The sequence below is a fragment of the Streptomyces chisholmiae genome, assembly GCF_031845445.1.
Classification (GTDB): Bacteria; Actinomycetota; Actinomycetes; order Streptomycetales; family Streptomycetaceae; genus Streptomyces; species Streptomyces chisholmiae.
Map to the genome: position 1 here is coordinate 1 of NZ_JAVREO010000063.1, position 647 is coordinate 647.

Consider the following 647-nt stretch of genomic DNA (forward strand, 5'->3'; position numbering starts at 1 on the left):
GCACAGCAGCATGTCGTCCAGCTCGGGCATGTCCGGCGTCCGGCCGGGTTCGACGCTCAGGGCGGTGAGCACGGCGAGCGCGCCCATCGGCGGGACTACGGCGAATGCGGTGCACTGCAACACGTCGTTCGATCCTAGATGGTTGAGGGGGCAGGGGGGTTGGGGCAGGGAGGGAAAGAAGAGGCACGTCCGACTACCGGGCCAGCGGACGGACCACGAGCCCGTACCAGCCCGAAGGGTCCCGGGCGACGAACTCGTACGGCAGCCCGTCCGCGAGCCGCAGCAGCGCGTAGTCGTGCTCGCGGAAACTGTCGGCCCACGCCCGGAGTTCGGCCGGTGCGTCGTACCGCGCACCGTTGGGGACAGGGAGCGAGCCGCCCGGGGTGCCGGTCGCGACCGGGTGCAGTGCGCGGGGCGGAATCCAGGAGGTGTACGGGTCGGGGTCGAGCGCGTCCGCGAACCGCCGGGCCTGCCGCCGCAGCCACCGGAGCGCGAGGCGCCGGGTAGGGGCGATGATCCCGCCGAGCCGGACGGACCGCGCCGCATCGCCCGCGCTGCTCTCGGCAACGTACCAACGAACGGGGACGGGGGCAGGGGCGGGAGCCGGCACAGAGACGAGTACGGGAGCGGGTACGGGAGCGGGTACG

At 73.1% G+C, this 647-nt stretch carries 1 protein-coding gene; it reads right to left on the bottom strand.

All coding sequences use genetic code 11. From position 1 onward, the window contains the following. Positions 1 to 193: 193 nt before the first annotated feature. Positions 194 to 610, bottom strand: coding sequence for a hypothetical protein (locus RM844_RS32060; RefSeq protein ID WP_084748519.1), 417 nt, complete (start codon positions 608 to 610; stop codon positions 194 to 196). Positions 611 to 647: the final 37 nt, after the last annotated feature.